At 70.6% G+C, this 14,140-nt stretch carries 15 protein-coding genes; 5 read left to right on the forward strand and 10 right to left on the reverse strand.

Features of this window, described 5'->3' with window-relative positions; translation table 11 throughout:
• Nucleotides 1-132 precede the first annotated feature (132 nt).
• The 8 genes from FVE89_RS19255 to FVE89_RS19290 form a co-directional block, all read right to left on the reverse strand.
• Nucleotides 133-1,515 (reverse strand): 3-deoxy-7-phosphoheptulonate synthase class II, encoded by a 1,383-nt coding sequence (locus tag FVE89_RS19255; RefSeq protein WP_160535749.1) that lies wholly within the window; start codon nucleotides 1,513-1,515, stop codon nucleotides 133-135.
• Nucleotides 1,516-1,631: 116 nt separating this feature from the next.
• Complete coding sequence (locus tag FVE89_RS19260; RefSeq protein WP_160535750.1) at nucleotides 1,632-1,946, reverse strand: RNA polymerase sigma factor region1.1 domain-containing protein; 315 nt, start codon at nucleotides 1,944-1,946, stop codon at nucleotides 1,632-1,634.
• 203 nt (nucleotides 1,947-2,149) lie between these two features.
• On the reverse strand, nucleotides 2,150-2,767 hold the full coding sequence (locus FVE89_RS19265; RefSeq protein ID WP_160535752.1) for a LysE family transporter: 618 nt from the start codon (nucleotides 2,765-2,767) through the stop codon (nucleotides 2,150-2,152).
• A 247-nt stretch (nucleotides 2,768-3,014) separates the two neighbouring features.
• Entirely contained in the window at nucleotides 3,015-4,397 is a 1,383-nt protein-coding gene (gene gor, locus FVE89_RS19270; RefSeq protein ID WP_160535754.1) for a glutathione-disulfide reductase, read from the reverse strand.
• Nucleotides 4,394-5,614: an O-antigen ligase family protein gene (locus tag FVE89_RS19275; RefSeq protein WP_160535756.1), complete on the reverse strand. Its 1,221-nt coding sequence runs from the start codon at nucleotides 5,612-5,614 to the stop codon at nucleotides 4,394-4,396. The genes gor and FVE89_RS19275 overlap by 4 nt, the downstream gene beginning before the upstream one ends.
• Nucleotides 5,615-5,667: 53 nt before the next feature.
• Nucleotides 5,668-6,231 (reverse strand): DUF2059 domain-containing protein, encoded by a 564-nt coding sequence (locus FVE89_RS19280; protein WP_160535758.1) that lies wholly within the window; start codon nucleotides 6,229-6,231, stop codon nucleotides 5,668-5,670.
• Nucleotides 6,232-6,275: 44 nt separating this feature from the next.
• Nucleotides 6,276-6,989, reverse strand: a complete 714-nt coding sequence (gene rpiA, locus FVE89_RS19285) for a ribose-5-phosphate isomerase RpiA (protein ID WP_160535760.1) — start codon at nucleotides 6,987-6,989, stop codon at nucleotides 6,276-6,278.
• 131 nt (nucleotides 6,990-7,120) lie between these two features.
• On the reverse strand, nucleotides 7,121-7,585 hold the full coding sequence (locus FVE89_RS19290) for a hypothetical protein (RefSeq protein WP_160535762.1): 465 nt from the start codon (nucleotides 7,583-7,585) through the stop codon (nucleotides 7,121-7,123).
• A 164-nt stretch (nucleotides 7,586-7,749) separates the two neighbouring features.
• Here FVE89_RS19290 and FVE89_RS19295 point away from each other — a divergent pair, with 164 nt between their 5' ends.
• Nucleotides 7,750-8,448, forward strand: coding sequence for a phosphoglycolate phosphatase (locus FVE89_RS19295; protein WP_160535764.1), 699 nt, complete (start codon nucleotides 7,750-7,752; stop codon nucleotides 8,446-8,448).
• Nucleotides 8,449-8,452: 4 nt separating this feature from the next.
• Here the strand turns inward: FVE89_RS19295 and FVE89_RS19300 are convergent, their stop codons facing one another.
• Nucleotides 8,453-9,607 (reverse strand): aminotransferase class I/II-fold pyridoxal phosphate-dependent enzyme, encoded by a 1,155-nt coding sequence (locus FVE89_RS19300; protein WP_160535766.1) that lies wholly within the window; start codon nucleotides 9,605-9,607, stop codon nucleotides 8,453-8,455.
• Nucleotides 9,608-9,808: 201 nt separating this feature from the next.
• On the opposite strand from FVE89_RS19300, the gene FVE89_RS19305 reads away from it, so the two are divergent.
• The 4 genes from FVE89_RS19305 to aat all read left to right on the forward strand — a co-directional run bounded on the left by FVE89_RS19305 (nucleotide 9,809) and on the right by aat (nucleotide 13,401).
• Nucleotides 9,809-10,591 (forward strand): DsbA family protein, encoded by a 783-nt coding sequence (locus FVE89_RS19305; RefSeq protein ID WP_160535768.1) that lies wholly within the window; start codon nucleotides 9,809-9,811, stop codon nucleotides 10,589-10,591.
• A 148-nt stretch (nucleotides 10,592-10,739) separates the two neighbouring features.
• Nucleotides 10,740-11,216 (forward strand): acetyl-CoA carboxylase biotin carboxyl carrier protein, encoded by a 477-nt coding sequence (gene accB, locus FVE89_RS19310; RefSeq protein WP_160535770.1) that lies wholly within the window; start codon nucleotides 10,740-10,742, stop codon nucleotides 11,214-11,216.
• An 84-nt stretch (nucleotides 11,217-11,300) separates the two neighbouring features.
• Nucleotides 11,301-12,653 carry an acetyl-CoA carboxylase biotin carboxylase subunit gene (accC, locus tag FVE89_RS19315; RefSeq protein WP_160535772.1) on the forward strand — a complete coding sequence of 451 codons (1,353 nt, stop codon included), beginning with the start codon at nucleotides 11,301-11,303 and terminating at the stop codon, nucleotides 12,651-12,653.
• A 70-nt stretch (nucleotides 12,654-12,723) separates the two neighbouring features.
• A complete protein-coding gene (gene aat / locus FVE89_RS19320; RefSeq protein ID WP_160535782.1) occupies nucleotides 12,724-13,401 on the forward strand; it encodes a leucyl/phenylalanyl-tRNA--protein transferase in 678 nt (225 codons plus the stop codon).
• Nucleotides 13,402-13,408: 7 nt separating this feature from the next.
• Here the strand turns inward: aat and FVE89_RS19325 are convergent, their stop codons facing one another.
• Nucleotides 13,409-14,065 carry a DUF2155 domain-containing protein gene (locus FVE89_RS19325; protein ID WP_160535784.1) on the reverse strand — a complete coding sequence of 219 codons (657 nt, stop codon included), beginning with the start codon at nucleotides 14,063-14,065 and terminating at the stop codon, nucleotides 13,409-13,411.
• Nucleotides 14,066-14,140: the final 75 nt, after the last annotated feature.

A 14,140-nucleotide genomic window follows, 5' to 3' on the forward strand; every position in this document is an offset into this window, starting at 1 on the left:
CCCTCTGCGGGGGAGGGAGAGCGCATGAGCCATCCGGGACGCCCGACCCGGCAGCCGCACGATGATCCCGAACCCCGAGGTGTGAATCCGCAAGCCCGCAGAGGGGCAGCGAGAGTGGTGGAGCGCCCTGCCCTACTCCGCCGCGTCGAGGCGCGGGCGCTCCACGTGGCTGCGCTCGGCCTTCACCAGCTCGGCCGTGCGGAACGCCACCTCCAGCGCCTGCTCGGCGTTGAGGCGCGGATCGCAGTAGGTGTGGTAGCGGTCCTGCAGGTCGTCGGCCGTCAGCGCCCGGGCACCGCCGGTGCACTCGGTGACGTCCTTGCCGGTCATCTCCAGGTGGATGCCGCCCGCGATGGTCCCCTCGGCCCGGTGGACGCCGAAGAAGCCCTCGATCTCCTGCATCACCCGCTCGAACGGCCGGGTCTTGTAGCGGCCGGCCGGGATCGTGTTGCCGTGCATCGGATCGCAGATCCACACGACCTTGCGGCCCTCGCGCTCGACGGCGCGGATCAGCGCCGGCAGATGGTCGCCCACCTTGTCGGCGCCGAACCGGCAGATCAGGCTCAAGCGGCCCGGCTCGTTCTCCGGGTTGAGCAGGTCGATCAGCCGGATCAGCCCCTCGGCCTTCATGGACGGGCCGCATTTGAGGCCGATCGGGTTCTTGATGCCGCGGGCGTATTCCACGTGCGCGTGGTCCGGCTGGCGGGTGCGGTCGCCGATCCACAGCATGTGGCCGGAGGTCGCGTACCAGTCGCCGGTGGTCGAATCGACGCGGGTCAGCGCCTCCTCGTAGCCGAGCAGCAGGGCCTCGTGGCTGGTGTAGAAATCCGTGGTCCGCACCTCCGGATGGGTCTCCGGGTTGATGCCGATCGCCCGCATGAAGTCGAGCGCGTCGGTCATGCGGCTCGCCACGTCCTGGTAGCGCGAGGATTGCGGCGAATCCTTCACGAAGCCCAGCATCCAGCGATGCGCGTTCTCGAGGTTCGCGTAACCGCCGGTGGCGAAGGCGCGCAGCAGGTTCAGCGTCGCGGCCGATTGCCGGTAGGCTTCGAGCTGACGCCGGGGATCCGGCACGCGCGACTCCTCCGAGAAGCCGATGCCATTGATGATGTCGCCCCGGTAGCTCGGCAGGCTCACGCCCTCCAGCGTCTCGGTCGGCGAGGAGCGCGGCTTGGCGAACTGCCCGGCGATGCGCCCGACCTTCACCACCGGCGAGCCGCCCGCGAAGGTCAGCACCATCGCCATCTGCAGGAACACCCGGAAGAAGTCGCGGATGTTGTCGGCGGAGTGCTCGTCGAAGCTTTCGGCGCAGTCGCCGCCCTGGAGGAGGAAGGCTTCGCCCGCGGCGACGCGCCCGAGCGCCGCCTTCAGCTTGCGGGCCTCACCGGCAAAAACCAGCGGCGGAAAGCTCGCGATCTGCGACTCGACGGCACCCAGGGCAGCCATGTCCGGATAGGTGGGGACCTGCTCGATCGGCAGATGTCTCCAGCTCTTCGGTGTCCAACGCTCGCCCATGGCCTCTCTCCGCGCACCTCTTCGTGCGACCGCGCTTTGCGCGCGAAGCGCGGCTTATAGAGAGGTTCCCGCGCGGTTGCGAGTGCCGGAATACGAGGGGCAGGCGCGCTGAGGCCTCAGGCCTCGCCGTCCTCGACCTCGATCCCGTGTTCGGCGAGAATCCAGAAGATCGCCTCCAGATCCTCCGCGGAGACGTCCCGGGGCGGCAGGGCCTCTTCGAGATCGTCGTAGGTCAGGCAGCGGCGGCGCTGCGCCTCCGCCTTGGCGAGCAGCTGGTCGATGGCGCGGCGGATGTCGGGCGGCAGCGCGTCGTGGCTCGGCGGACGATGGAAGACCGGGCGCAGGGCATCCGCCAGAAGGCCGTCGATGATGGCCTGCCGCCGCGCATGCGCGTCGTCGCCCCGTCCCTTACCTGCGCCCTGCTTTCCCATGACCCTGATATGGCTCGGTCGGGCTTGGCGTCGAGGCCCCGGAGATTCCGAACGTTTCGAGCCGTCCCCCGTACGCGGCGGCAGCCAAATCGCTTTCATAAACGTCCGCGACGAGACGGTTCCGGCCGTCGTCCGGGCTGCGGCCGGCGTTCGATCCAATCATTTCGGCGCGATGATCGCAGATAAGGGGGACCGAACTGTCTTCAGCGCGCCGCGCTGGCCTTGGCCAGCAGCAGGCCGAAGCCGACAAGCAGCGCCCCGAACACCCGATCGATCCAACGACGGAAGGCGACAATGCGAGCCCGTATGCCCCCCGCCGAAAAGAACGTTGCGACCAGCGCGAACCAGATGATGTGCGCGGCTGAGATGAAGGCCCCGTAGCCGACCTGCACCGCAAACGGCGTCGACGGTTGGACCACCTGCATGAAGAGGCTCACCACGAAGATCGTCGTTTTCGGGTTCAGCACGTTGGTCAGGAAGCCGGTGCGCAACGCCGCGCGATCGGACAGGGGTACCGCCCGTGCCGATGAGTCGTCCGACGCATGTTCCGTCCGCAGCATCCGGACGCCCAGCCAGATCAGATAGGCCGCACCGACCAGCTTCAGGGCGTTGAACAGCCAGATCGACTGCTGGATCAGGATGCCGACCCCGAGGATTGTGTAAGCGACATGCACCAGCACGCCGCCGCCGATCCCGAGCGCCGTCAGCAGCCCGGCGCGGCGCGACAGCAACAGACTGTTGCGCGTCACCATCGCGAAATCGGGGCCGGGGCTGATGACGGCCAGGATCGTGATGGTGACCACGGCTAAGAGTTCGGTCATGGCAACCCGAGAAAGTCGGCGTGGAACCCGCTCTCATCATGAGCCGCGCCCGATCACGAAGCAACGGCCCTGTCGTTTTCCTGACCGACGGGTGTTCCGCGCATCCGACGTGAAGCAGATCAAGACTGCGCGGATGGCGGCCAAGAGTTCAGACACGTTGCGTGCCGCCGCGGTTCTGGGGAGATGCTTCATCCTCTCCGGTCAGAGCGGAAACCAACCCTCCATCGCCACGCTCAAGGGAGCGGCTCTAGCCGACGCCCACCGGATGCTTGGTCACCTCGGGAACGCGCATCGTCACCAGCTCTTCGGCGGCGGTCGGATGGACCGCGATGGTCCGGTCGAAATCGGCCTTGGTGGCCCCCATCGTCACCGCGATACCCACCGCCTGGATGACCTCGCCGGCATCGTGGCCGACGATGTGGACGCCGACCACCCGGTCGGTGGCGCAGTCGACGATCACCTTCATCAGGATCCGCTCGTCGCGCCCGGAGAGCGTCGCGCTCATCGGGCGGAAGCGCGCCTTGTAGACGTCGATCTTCCCGTAGACCTCGCGTGCCGCCGCCTCGCTATGGCCGATCACCCCGATCTCGGGGGTCGAGAACACCGCCGTGGTGATCAGGCGGTGATCGACGCAGGTGGGCTTGCCGCCATAGACCGTGTCGGCGAAGGCGTGGCCCTCGCGGATCGCCACCGGGGTCAGGTTCGCCCGGTTGGTCACGTCGCCGACCGCGTAGATCGACGGGACCTTGGTCTGCGAATAGGCGTCCACCGGGATCGCCCCGGCGGCGTCGAGTTCGATGCCGACCCGGTCGAGGCCGAGACCTTCGACGTTGGGCCGCCGGCCCGTGGCGACCAGCACCTGATCGACGTGGATCTCGCTGCCGTTGTCGAGGCGGACGCAGAGGGCATCGTCCCGCCGCTCGATGCCTGTCAGGGTGCGGCCGAGCCGCAGGTCCATCCTGTGGTTGTAGGCTTCGGCCAGGGCGTCACGAACCTCGTCGTCGAAGCCGCGCAGCAGCGCGGCGCCGCGGTGCAGCAGGGTCGTGGCGCTGCCCAGGGCCGCGAACACCCCGGCGAACTCCACCGCGATGTAGCCGCCGCCGACCACCAGGATGCGCTCCGGCAGGCTCTCCAGCTCGAACACCTCGTTCGAGGTGATCGCCAGCCCGATCCCGGGCACCGCCGGCTCCTTCACCGGATGCGCGCCGACCGCCACGAGGATCCGTTCCGCCCGAATCGTGCGGCCGGACGTCAGGAGGCGCACCTTGTGCGGGCCCTCGATCACGGCCCGCTCCGGCGCGATCTCGACGCCCGCCCGAATCAGGTTGGTGTCGTAGATGCCTTCGAGCCGGGTGACCTCGGCGTCGCGGCGGCGCTTGAGGATGCCCCAGTCGAAGCGCGGATTCTCCACCGTCCAGCCGAAGCCCGCGGCGTCCTCGAACGCGTCGGCGAAGCGCCCGGCATAGACCATCAGCTTCTTCGGGACGCAGCCGCGGATCACGCAGGTGCCGCCGACCCGGTATTCCTCGGCCAGCATCACCTTGGCGCCGTAGCCCGCCGCGATCCGCGCCGCGCGCACGCCCCCCGAACCGCCGCCGATGACGAAGAGGTCGACGTCGAAATCGCTCATGGGAGATCATCCCCATCGGATGTCAGAATCGCGCCGGGTCCGGGCGCGGCGCGCATCCAGGTGATGGCAGCGCCGAGGCCCGCCGTCCACCACGCGGCCCAGCCGTTATGCTCCACGAAGGCGATCGCGGCCGCGCAGGCGACGAGACCGAGCGCCGTCGCGCGGTCCGGCTGATCGAGTCGGGCGATGCGGGCGAGACTCAGCATCAGGGTCAGCGCCGCAAGGAACGCGCCGGGCAGGCCCAGCTCGGCCCAGACCTGAAGGAAGCTGTTATGCGGGTGCCCGACCCCCAACAGCACGCGCATCTCGGGGGGAAGGGTCTGGGCGACCGGGGTCTCGGCAAAGCGCGCGCTCGTGCCGTAGCCGGTCCCGCGCCAGGGATCGGCCGCCACGGCCGCGCCGAAGCTGCGCGCGATGGCGACCCGCGCCCGGGAGGAGGATTGCACGAGGCGCTCGTGGGCCGCCTCCGGCATGGTCCGGGCGAGGAGATCGCCCTCGACCGGGGCGAGCGCCACCGCGAGGCCGAGGCCGAGGCCGGCGAGGCCGATTCCTGTGCGCCGGGGCAGGAGGCGGCCGGCCGCGAACATCGCGCCTCCGGCCAGCAGCCCGAGCTGGGCGGCGCCGCTGATCGAGCGCAGGACGCCGAGCGCCGCGAAGACCAGCGTCACCGCTGCCAGGCCGCGGGCGCGCTCCCGCCACAGGACCAGCGCGAGCGGACCCGCCACGAGATCGAGGGTGAGCGCCGGCCGATTGTGGACGAAGGCCGCGGCCCGGTGCCCGAGAGCGCGCTCAAGGACCAGATCGGCCGCGAGATCGATGGCGATCAGCAGGCCCGCGAGGGCCACCGCCACGGCCCCGAGCCGCGGCGCGAAGGCCGGGATCCGGCCCGGCGCGAGGCAGGCCAGGAGGTAGGCGGCCGCCAGCGTCGGCAGGAACTCGCCGGCCACACGCAGGGATGCGGCCGGGAACGGGCTCCAGGCCAGCGAAACGAGGCTCCACCCCAGGAAGGCGAGCGCCGCGACGGCGGGGGCGCTCGTCAGCGGCGCCAGAAGCCGGCGGCCCACCCCGGCACGATCCTCAAGCATGCGCCCGGAGAGGAAGGCCAGCGCCGCCAGCCCGATCACGACCGGGCTCGATCGGTTGGCCAGCACCATCGCGAGCGGCATGACGGCGAGGAGAACGCCGCCCGCCGTGTAGAGCCGGCCCGGTGCCGTCATCGCGCGCTCATCGGAGTACCGTCACGGCGATCCGCGTCCCGGATCCGCGGCCCTCACTGCATCTGGTGCCCGCGCTTGCCCATCTCGGCGCGGACGCGGACCATGACGTATTCCGACACGTCCTGGGTCCAGTCCTGCATCTCCTGCACCATCTCGTCGAGGAGCTGCGGCTGCGCCTCGACGTAGTGCTTGCCGGCCGGCGAACGGAAGAAGGTCGCGATCTCCTGCAATTCGGCCTCCGAGAACTTCGCCGCGTAGGTGCGCGCCGCGATGTCGATCATGCGCTGCTTCTGCAGCTCCATCTCGGGTTGCAGCGAGGCCAGGACTTCGTCGAGATCCTTGGCGAGCTCCGGCCGGGTGACGGCCTGCTTGCGGATCTGGTCGGCGAAGGCGGGCAGCACCGAGTCGAACGAGCGGGCGATGCCGGAGGAAAGCATCACCTCACGGGCCAGCGCGAGGTGGCCGGGCGTGAAGGTGGTGGCCGGCGTATTGGCCGCGGGGGTGCTGGGCTGCGCCGCCGGCTTGGCGGGCGCGGGCTTGTGGGCCTGGGCGAAGGCCGCGGCCGGGAGCGCGAGGCCGAGCGCGAGGCCGAGCGCGGCGGTGAGGCGTCGGGACATGCTGGATTGATCCTGAAAGGATGGCTTGCGAGAAAACCGGCGCCTCAGGCGAGGCTGCCGAGAACGGTGATGTCGGCCTGGCCGTCCCGCGCGGCCGCCAGGATCGCGGCATCGGCGATGCCGAGGAACAGGCCGTGCTCGACGACCCCCGGCACGGCCCAGAGCGCCGCGCCGAGCGCCTCCGGATCGGGGATCGCGCCGAGATGGGCATCGAGGATGTGGTGGCCGCCATCCGTGACGAGGGGCGTGCCGTCTGGCCGCCGGCGCAGCCGGACGTCGCCTGAGCAGCCGGCGCCGGCGACCGCGCGCTCCACCGCCCGGTGAGTCGCGGTGAGGCCGAAGGGATTGACCTCGATCGGCAGCGGGAAGGCGCCGAGCCGGGCCACGCGCTTGGCCGCGTCGGCGATCACCACCATGCGGCGGCTCGCGCAGGCGACGATCTTCTCCCGCAGGAGCGCCGCCCCGCCGCCCTTGATCAGGCGCAGGCTGTCATCGACCTCGTCGGCGCCGTCGATGGTCAGGTCGAGCTCCGGCTGCGCGTCGAGGGTCGCGAGCCGGATGCCGAGGCCCTCGGCCTGGGCGCGCGTCGCTTCCGAGGTCGGCACGCCGAGGATGTCGAGGCCCTGGCGGACGCGCTCGCCCAGCAGCGCCACGAAGGCCGCCGCCGTCGATCCGGTGCCGAGGCCGAGCCGCATGCCGGGCTCGACGAGGTCGAGGGCGCGCGCCGCCGCGGCCCGGCGCAGATCCGGAGCGCTCACCGGGACGTCGCCCGGTCGGCGAAGTGAAGCGAGGGCACGCGCGTCATGGGAGTCAGTCTTTCCGCGAAGGTCGCGCGGCCCCTACCACGGGAGCCGACGGACCGGAACGCCCCCGCGCCGACAATGCCGCGTCACGGGCGGGTGCCCTGGGCCGGCGTCGCGCTGGCCCCGGCCCGGCCGGGGGCCGGACCGGTCAGCGGCGCGTCGGAGGCGCCTTCGGCGCCGGGCTTGCCCTGCTGGGTGCAGACGACCTGCTCCTTCTTCACCAGCACGAAGCAGATGCTCATCTCGCCGGTCCGGTAATTCACCCGGAAGACGCCGGCCTCGCGGGTGTGGCGGCTCGCGACCAGCCCGTATTCAGAGGGCGTCTGCGGCCCCGCCCCCTCCCCGGCTCCGAAGCAGACCGTCTGGCCGATGCCGCCCGCCGATTCCTGAAGGCCGTACTGGCAGGACGTGACCTCGCCGGTCACCTTGTCGACCCGGTACATGCGGTTCAGGTCGGTCTGCGGCGCGGGCACGAACTCGTAGGAGGTCGCGGCGGCCGGCAGGACGTGGAAAGCCGCGCAGGCGGCCAGGAGAGGCAGGAAGGGTTTCATCGCGGGTTCCGGGGCGGGGACGCGCAGCCTTTCGCCGGGCTTTCGGGCGAGTCTGGGGCGGGGCGGCGAACGAATGGGCGAGGCGCAGGGGCGCAGGCGCGCCGGGTTGCCCGCCGCGGCGCCCGCCGGTAGCGAGGCCCGTGCCAGCCAGGAGCCCCGTCGACATGTCCGCCGCATCCACGACCCGCCCGCCCATCGCCGTGTTCGATCTCGACGGCACCCTGGCCGAGACCGCGGGGGACCTGATCGGCACCCTCAACGTGCTGATGCGGCGCGAGGGCCTGTCCGAGCTGCCGCTGTCGCAGGCCCGCGGGCTGATCGGCGCCGGCGCCAAGGCGCTGATCCGGCGCGGCTTCGAGGCGGAGGGGCGCACGCTGTCGCCGGACGACCACGAGAGGCTGTTCGAAGCCTTCATCGCCCATTACGGCGCGCACCTCGCCGACACGTCGCACCTCTTCCCGGGCGTCGTCGAGGCGCTCGACGCGCTGGAGGCCGAGGGTTTCCGCCTCGCCGTCTGCACCAACAAGTACGAGGGCCAGTCGGTCGAGCTGCTGCGCCTCCTCGGCATCGGCCACCGCTTCGCGGCGATCTGCGGCCGCGATACCTTCCCGTGCTTCAAACCCGATCCGCGCCATCTCACCGGCACGATCGCGCGGGCCGGCGGTGACCCGGCCCGTGCCGTGATGGTGGGCGATTCCCGCACCGACATCGACACCGCGAAGGCGGCCGGCATCCCGGTGGTCGCCGTGACCTTCGGCTACACCGACCTGCCGGTGACCGAACTCGGGCCCGACCGGGTTATCGAGCATTTTTCGGCGCTTCCAGCCGCGGTTCGGAACCTCGTGCCGGCGAAGGCTGCCTGAGCCGTCAGGCGAGCCAGCGCCGCAGCCGGACCACCGCCTCGCGGCACTCGGCCTCCGAGCCCGCGAACGAGAACCGGACATGGTGGCTGCCGAGGTCCGGGTCGAAATCCAGGCCCGGCGTCGCCGCGACATGCGCTTCGTGGAGCATCCGCCGGCAGAAATCCGCCGCATCGTTGGTCAGGTTCGCCACATCCGCGTAGAGGTAGAAGGCGCCGTCGGCCGGGTGCACGCGCCCGAGGCCCAGGCCGGGCAGCGCGTCGAGCAGGATGGCGCGGTTGCGCGCGTAGCCGTCGCGCACGGCGTCGAGCTCCCCCGTAGCGTCGAAGGCCGCGAGCGCCCCGACTTGCGACAGGTAGGGCGCCGAGATGTAGAGGTTCTGCGCCAGACGCTCGATCGGCCGGACCAAAGCCTCCGGCACCACCATCCAGCCGACGCGCCAGCCTGTCATGCAATGGTACTTCGAGAAGGAATTGATCACCACGGCATCGGGATCGAAGCGGAGCGCCGTGACGGTCGGCTGGCCGTAGCTGAGGCCGTGATAGATCTCGTCTGAGATCAGCGGCAGGCCGAGGCTGCGCGTGGCGGCGCAGAGCTCCCGCAGGGCCGCCTCCGTGATGACCGTGCCGGAGGGGTTGGCGGGGCTCATCACCAGCGCGCCCGCCAGGGGTGCCCGGGCGTGCGTGTCGCGCAGCAGCGCGGCGGTCGGGGCGAAGCGGTCCTCCGCGCGCAGGACCATCGGCGCCGGCACGAGGTCGAGGGCCGCCAGGATGTTGCGATAGGCCGGATAGCCGGGCTGCGGCACGGCGACCCGCGCCCCGGCATCGAACAGGCTCATGAAGGCCAGCACGAAGCCCGCCGACGACCCGGTGGTGATCACCACCCGCTCCGGCGCCACCGAGACGCCGTGCCGTTCCGCGTAGTCCCGGGCGATGCGCTCGCGCAAAGCCGGAAGGCCGAGGGCCTCCGTGTAGGGCACGCGCCCCGTCGCCAGCGCCGCCTGCGCGGCCGCGATCACCGCGCGCGGCGCCGGCGCCGAGGGCTGGCCGACCTCCATCCGCACCACGTCGGCACCGGTCCGCGCCTTGGCGGCGGCGGCGGCCATCACGTCCATGGCGAGGAACGGCTGGACGGCGGCGGCGCGTCGGGAGATCGGGGTCATGGGATCCTTCGGAGTGCCGGATGCGGCCGCGCGGTTGGGGCCATCCGGTCGGACCCGGAGGGTAGAGCGCGCCGCAAGACGGCTCAACCGCGCCCCGACGTCCCGAATCGCCTCTGATTGACCCGGTGCCGCGAAAACGCCAAACCCGGCGCCTACCGCTCGCGCCCAGCGCGGGCCGGCTTGCCCCGCAAGCGAGGATCCATGCCGTTCATTCGCCCCCTGCCCGCGCTGGCCCTGGCGCTCGGCCTCGTCGCCGTTCCCGCCCTCGCGCAGAACGCCGAAACGCCCGCCTCACCCTTCACGGATGCGCAGCGCACCGGGATCGAGGTGATCGTCAAGGATTACCTGATCAAGCACCCCGAGGTGCTGCAAGAGGCGCTGGCCGAGGCCGAGAAGCAGCAGGCCGAGACGCAGCGCCTCGCCCAGGCCGCCGCCCTCAAGGAATCCCGCGACGCGCTCCTGAACGGTCCGCACGACGTGATCGCCGGCAACCCCTCCGGCGACGTCACGATGGTCGAGTTCTTCGATTACAATTGCGGCTACTGCCGGAAGGCGCTGGGCGACGTGCAGGCGCTGATCAAGTCCGATCCGAAGCTGCGGGTCGTGATCAAGGATTTTCCGGTGCTCGGCCCGGAATCGCTGGAAGCCAGCCAGGTCGCGATCGCGGTGCGCCAGCAGCTCAAGGGCGACAAGCTGTTCGAATTCCACCAGAAGCTGCTCGAGACCAAGGGCCGGGTGAACGGCGCCCGGGCGATCCAGGTCGCCAAGGATCTCGGCGTCGATACGACCAAGCTCCAGAAGGACATGGCCGCCCCCGAGGTGAAGGCCGCGCTCAGCGAGAACCGCGGGCTGGGCGACCGGCTCGGCCTCTCGGGCACGCCCGCCTTCATCATCGGCGACGAGGTGATCCCCGGCGCGGTCGGCGTCGACCCGATGCGCAAGACCATCGCCGACGTGCGTCAGTGCGGCCACGCTTCCTGCTGAGGGAACGGGCTTTCCGGCGGCCCGCCGCGAAGGCAGAGGCGGCCTTGTCGCGCTGCACTGCCTTCGTCTAAGAGCCGCCAGCCGCAGGGCCGCGGTCCACCGCCGACTCGATGGACGGACCGACGCGCCGCGATACGAAGTAGGCCGGATGTCAAAGAACGACGCCATCGACCCCGAGCTCGTGCGCGAGCTCGCAAACCTCGTCACCGAAACCGGCCTCTCCGAGATCGAGGTCGAGAAGGGCGACCTGCGCATCCGCGTCGTGCGGCGCCTCGAACCCGTGGGCATCCAGGTCGCGGCGGCGGCGCCGGTCGCCGCCCTGGCACCGCCGCCGGCCCCGGCCCAGGCCGCCCCGTCCGCGCTGGCGCCGGCCGAGCCGGCCCGGAATCAGGCCGGCACCGTGCCTTCGCCGATGGTCGGGACCGCCTATCTGCGCCCCTCGCCCGATGCCAAGACCTTCGTGGATGTCGGCTCGAAGGTCGAGGTCGGCGACAAGCTCCTGCTCATCGAGGCCATGAAGACCTTCAACGAGATCGTGGCGCCCCGCGCCGGCACGGTGAGCGCCATCTTCGTCGAGGACGGGCAGCCGGTCGAGTTCGGCGAGGCCCTGCTCGTCATCAGCTGAAGCGCTCTTCGGAACGACGCCGCTTAACCAGAGGATAGAGCCTCCTGCGCGGTCCCGGATCGTCAGGACGCCCTAACGGGTCCGATGTTCGACAAGATCCTGATCGCGAATCGCGGCGAGATCGCCCTGCGCATCCTGCGGGCGGCGAAGGAGCTCGGGATCGCCACCGTGGCGGTCCACTCGACCGCCGATGCCGACGCCATGCATGTGCGGCTGGCCGACGAGAGCGTCTGCATCGGGCCGCCGGCGGCGCGTGACAGCTACCTCAACATCCCGTCGATCATCGCGGCCTGCGAGATCACCGGGGCGGATGCGGTCCATCCCGGCTACGGCTTCCTGTCGGAGAATGCCCGCTTCGCCGAGGTGCTGGCCCACCACCAGATCGGCTTCATCGGCCCGAAGGCGCAGCATATCCGCACGATGGGCGACAAGATCGAGGCCAAGCGCACGGCGCTGAAGCTCGGCATTCCCTGCGTGCCGGGCTCCGAGGGGGGCGTCGAGGATGCCGACGCCGCCAAGCGGATCGCCGCCGAGATCGGCTATCCCGTCCTGGTCAAGGCCGCGGCGGGCGGCGGCGGGCGCGGCATGAAGGTGGCGCGCACCGAGGCCGAGCTGGAGCAGGCGATCGGCATGGCCAAGTCCGAGGCCAAGGCCGCCTTCGGCGACGACGCGGTCTACCTCGAAAAATATCTTGAGAAGCCCCGGCACATCGAGGTGCAAGTCCTGGGCGACGGCCGCGGCGGCGCCGTCCACCTCGCCGAGCGCGACTGCTCGCTGCAGCGCCGCCACCAGAAGGTCTGGGAGGAAGGCGGCTCGCCGGCGCTCAACGAATCGATGCGTGCCGAGATCGGCGGCATCTGCGCCAACGCCATGAAGGAGTTGGGTTATCTCGGCGCCGGCACCGTCGAGTTCCTGTATGAGGACGGGCGGTTCTATTTCATCGAGATGAACACCCGCATCCAGGTCGAGCATCCGGTGACCGAGATGATCACCGGGATCGACCTCGTGATCGAGCAGATCCAGGTCGCCTCGGGCGGTCCATTGTCCGTCAGTCAGTCCGACATCAAGGTCGAGGGCCACGCCATCGAGTGCCGGATCAACGCCGAGCACCCCGAGACCTTCCGCCCCTCCCCGGGCGAGATCACCCACTATCACACGCCCGGCGGGCTCGGCGTCCGGGTCGATTCCGCAGCCTTCCAGGGCTACCGGATCCCGCCGAACTACGACTCGCTGATCGGCAAGCTGATCGTGCATGGCCGTACCCGCAACGAGTGCCTGATGCGCCTGCGGAGGGCACTCGACGAATTCGTCATCGACGGCATCGACACCACGCTGCCCCTGTTCCGAACCCTGGTCCGCAACCCGGACGTGCAGAACGGCCTTTACGACATCCACTGGCTGGAGCATTTCCTCGAAGACGGGGGCATGAAGGCCTGAACCGGAGCTGCGGCGACACCGGCACGCCGCGCCCCTGGTCTTCGCGCCGCCCGCGCGCGACACTCAGGCCATGCACGACAGCCACCGCGTGGACATCACCCCCGAGATCCTGCTGAAGGCCTATGCGGCGGGCATCTTCCCGATGGCCGAGGACGCGCACGACCCGACTCTCTACTGGGTCGAGCCCAAGGCGCGCGGCGTCCTGCCCCTCGACCATTTTCGCGTGCCCAAGCGCCTCGCCCGGACGGTCCGGTCCGACCAGTTCACGGTGCGGTGCGATACCGATTTCGACGGGGTGATCGAGGGATGCGCGGCCCCCCGCCGCGATAGCGAGCGGACCTGGATCAACGGCCGCATCCGCGAACTCTACGGGGCCCTGTTCGACCTGGGCCATGTCCACACGGTCGAGGTCTATGCGGGCACCACCGGGCGGCTGGTCGGCGGCCTGTACGGCGTCTCGCTCGGTGCGGCCTTCTTCGGCGAGAGCATGTTTCACGAGGTGCGCGACGCCTCGAAGGTCGCCCTCGTCCACCTGATGGGCCGCCTGCGCGCGGGGCGCTACCGGCTCGCCGACACGCAGTTCGTGACCGACCACCTGACGCAGTTCGGCGCGGAGGAATTGCCGCGGCACGTCTACAAGCGCCGCCTCGCCGAGGCCCTCGATCAGGTCGCAGACTGGAATGTCTGGCCCGGGGACGGCTCGGTCACGGGCGCGCGGGTGCTGGAGGCGCTCGGCGGCGACGCGTAGCGTCCGCTCAGCGGAACAGCGCGTCGAACAGGTTCTGCGGCTGCTGCTGGGGCGGGGGCGCCGGCGCCGGACCCTCGTTCGACGGGAAGAATTTGCGCGAGGGCTTCTGGCGGGGCTGGACCGGCACGCCGCGCGGCGCCTCGACATCGACCTGACCGGCGGCGTTGATCTGCTGGGCGGTCTTGGTCGAGTCCTTGCCCGCGCGCTTGGTCTTCTCGGGCTTGGCCGCGACCGCGGGGACGTCCTCCTGCTCCTTGGCCTCGGCGATCACGTCGGCGCCGCCTTTGCAGTCGACCAGCCACACGTCGTAGATCGGATGCTCGATCGCGTGCAGGCCGGGGCTCGACGCGAACATCCAGCCGGTGAAGATCCGCCGATACTTGTTGTCGAGGGTGACCTCGTCGACTTCGAGGAAGGCCGTGGTCTTGGGGCTCTCGGTCGGCGGCCGGGTATAGCAGACCCGAGGGGTGAGCTGCAGGGCGCCGAACTGAACGGTCTCGTCCACCGCCACCTCGAACGACACGATCCGGCCGGTGATCTTGTCGAGCCCGGAGAACACGGCGGTCGGGTTCTTGATCTTGTCGGCGGCGGCCGGGCAGGCCCACAGGGCGAGCACGAGGCTCGGGGCGAGCGCACGACGTGCGAGGACGGTGATGCGGCTCAAGGCGCGGACCCCTAGGCGAGGGAAGCCGGCCGCGCCGATGGATGCGCGGCGGGCATGTCGTTGGCCCGCCATGAA

This window comes from Methylobacterium sp. 2A (assembly GCF_009806555.1).
Classification (GTDB): domain Bacteria; phylum Pseudomonadota; class Alphaproteobacteria; order Rhizobiales; family Beijerinckiaceae; genus Methylobacterium.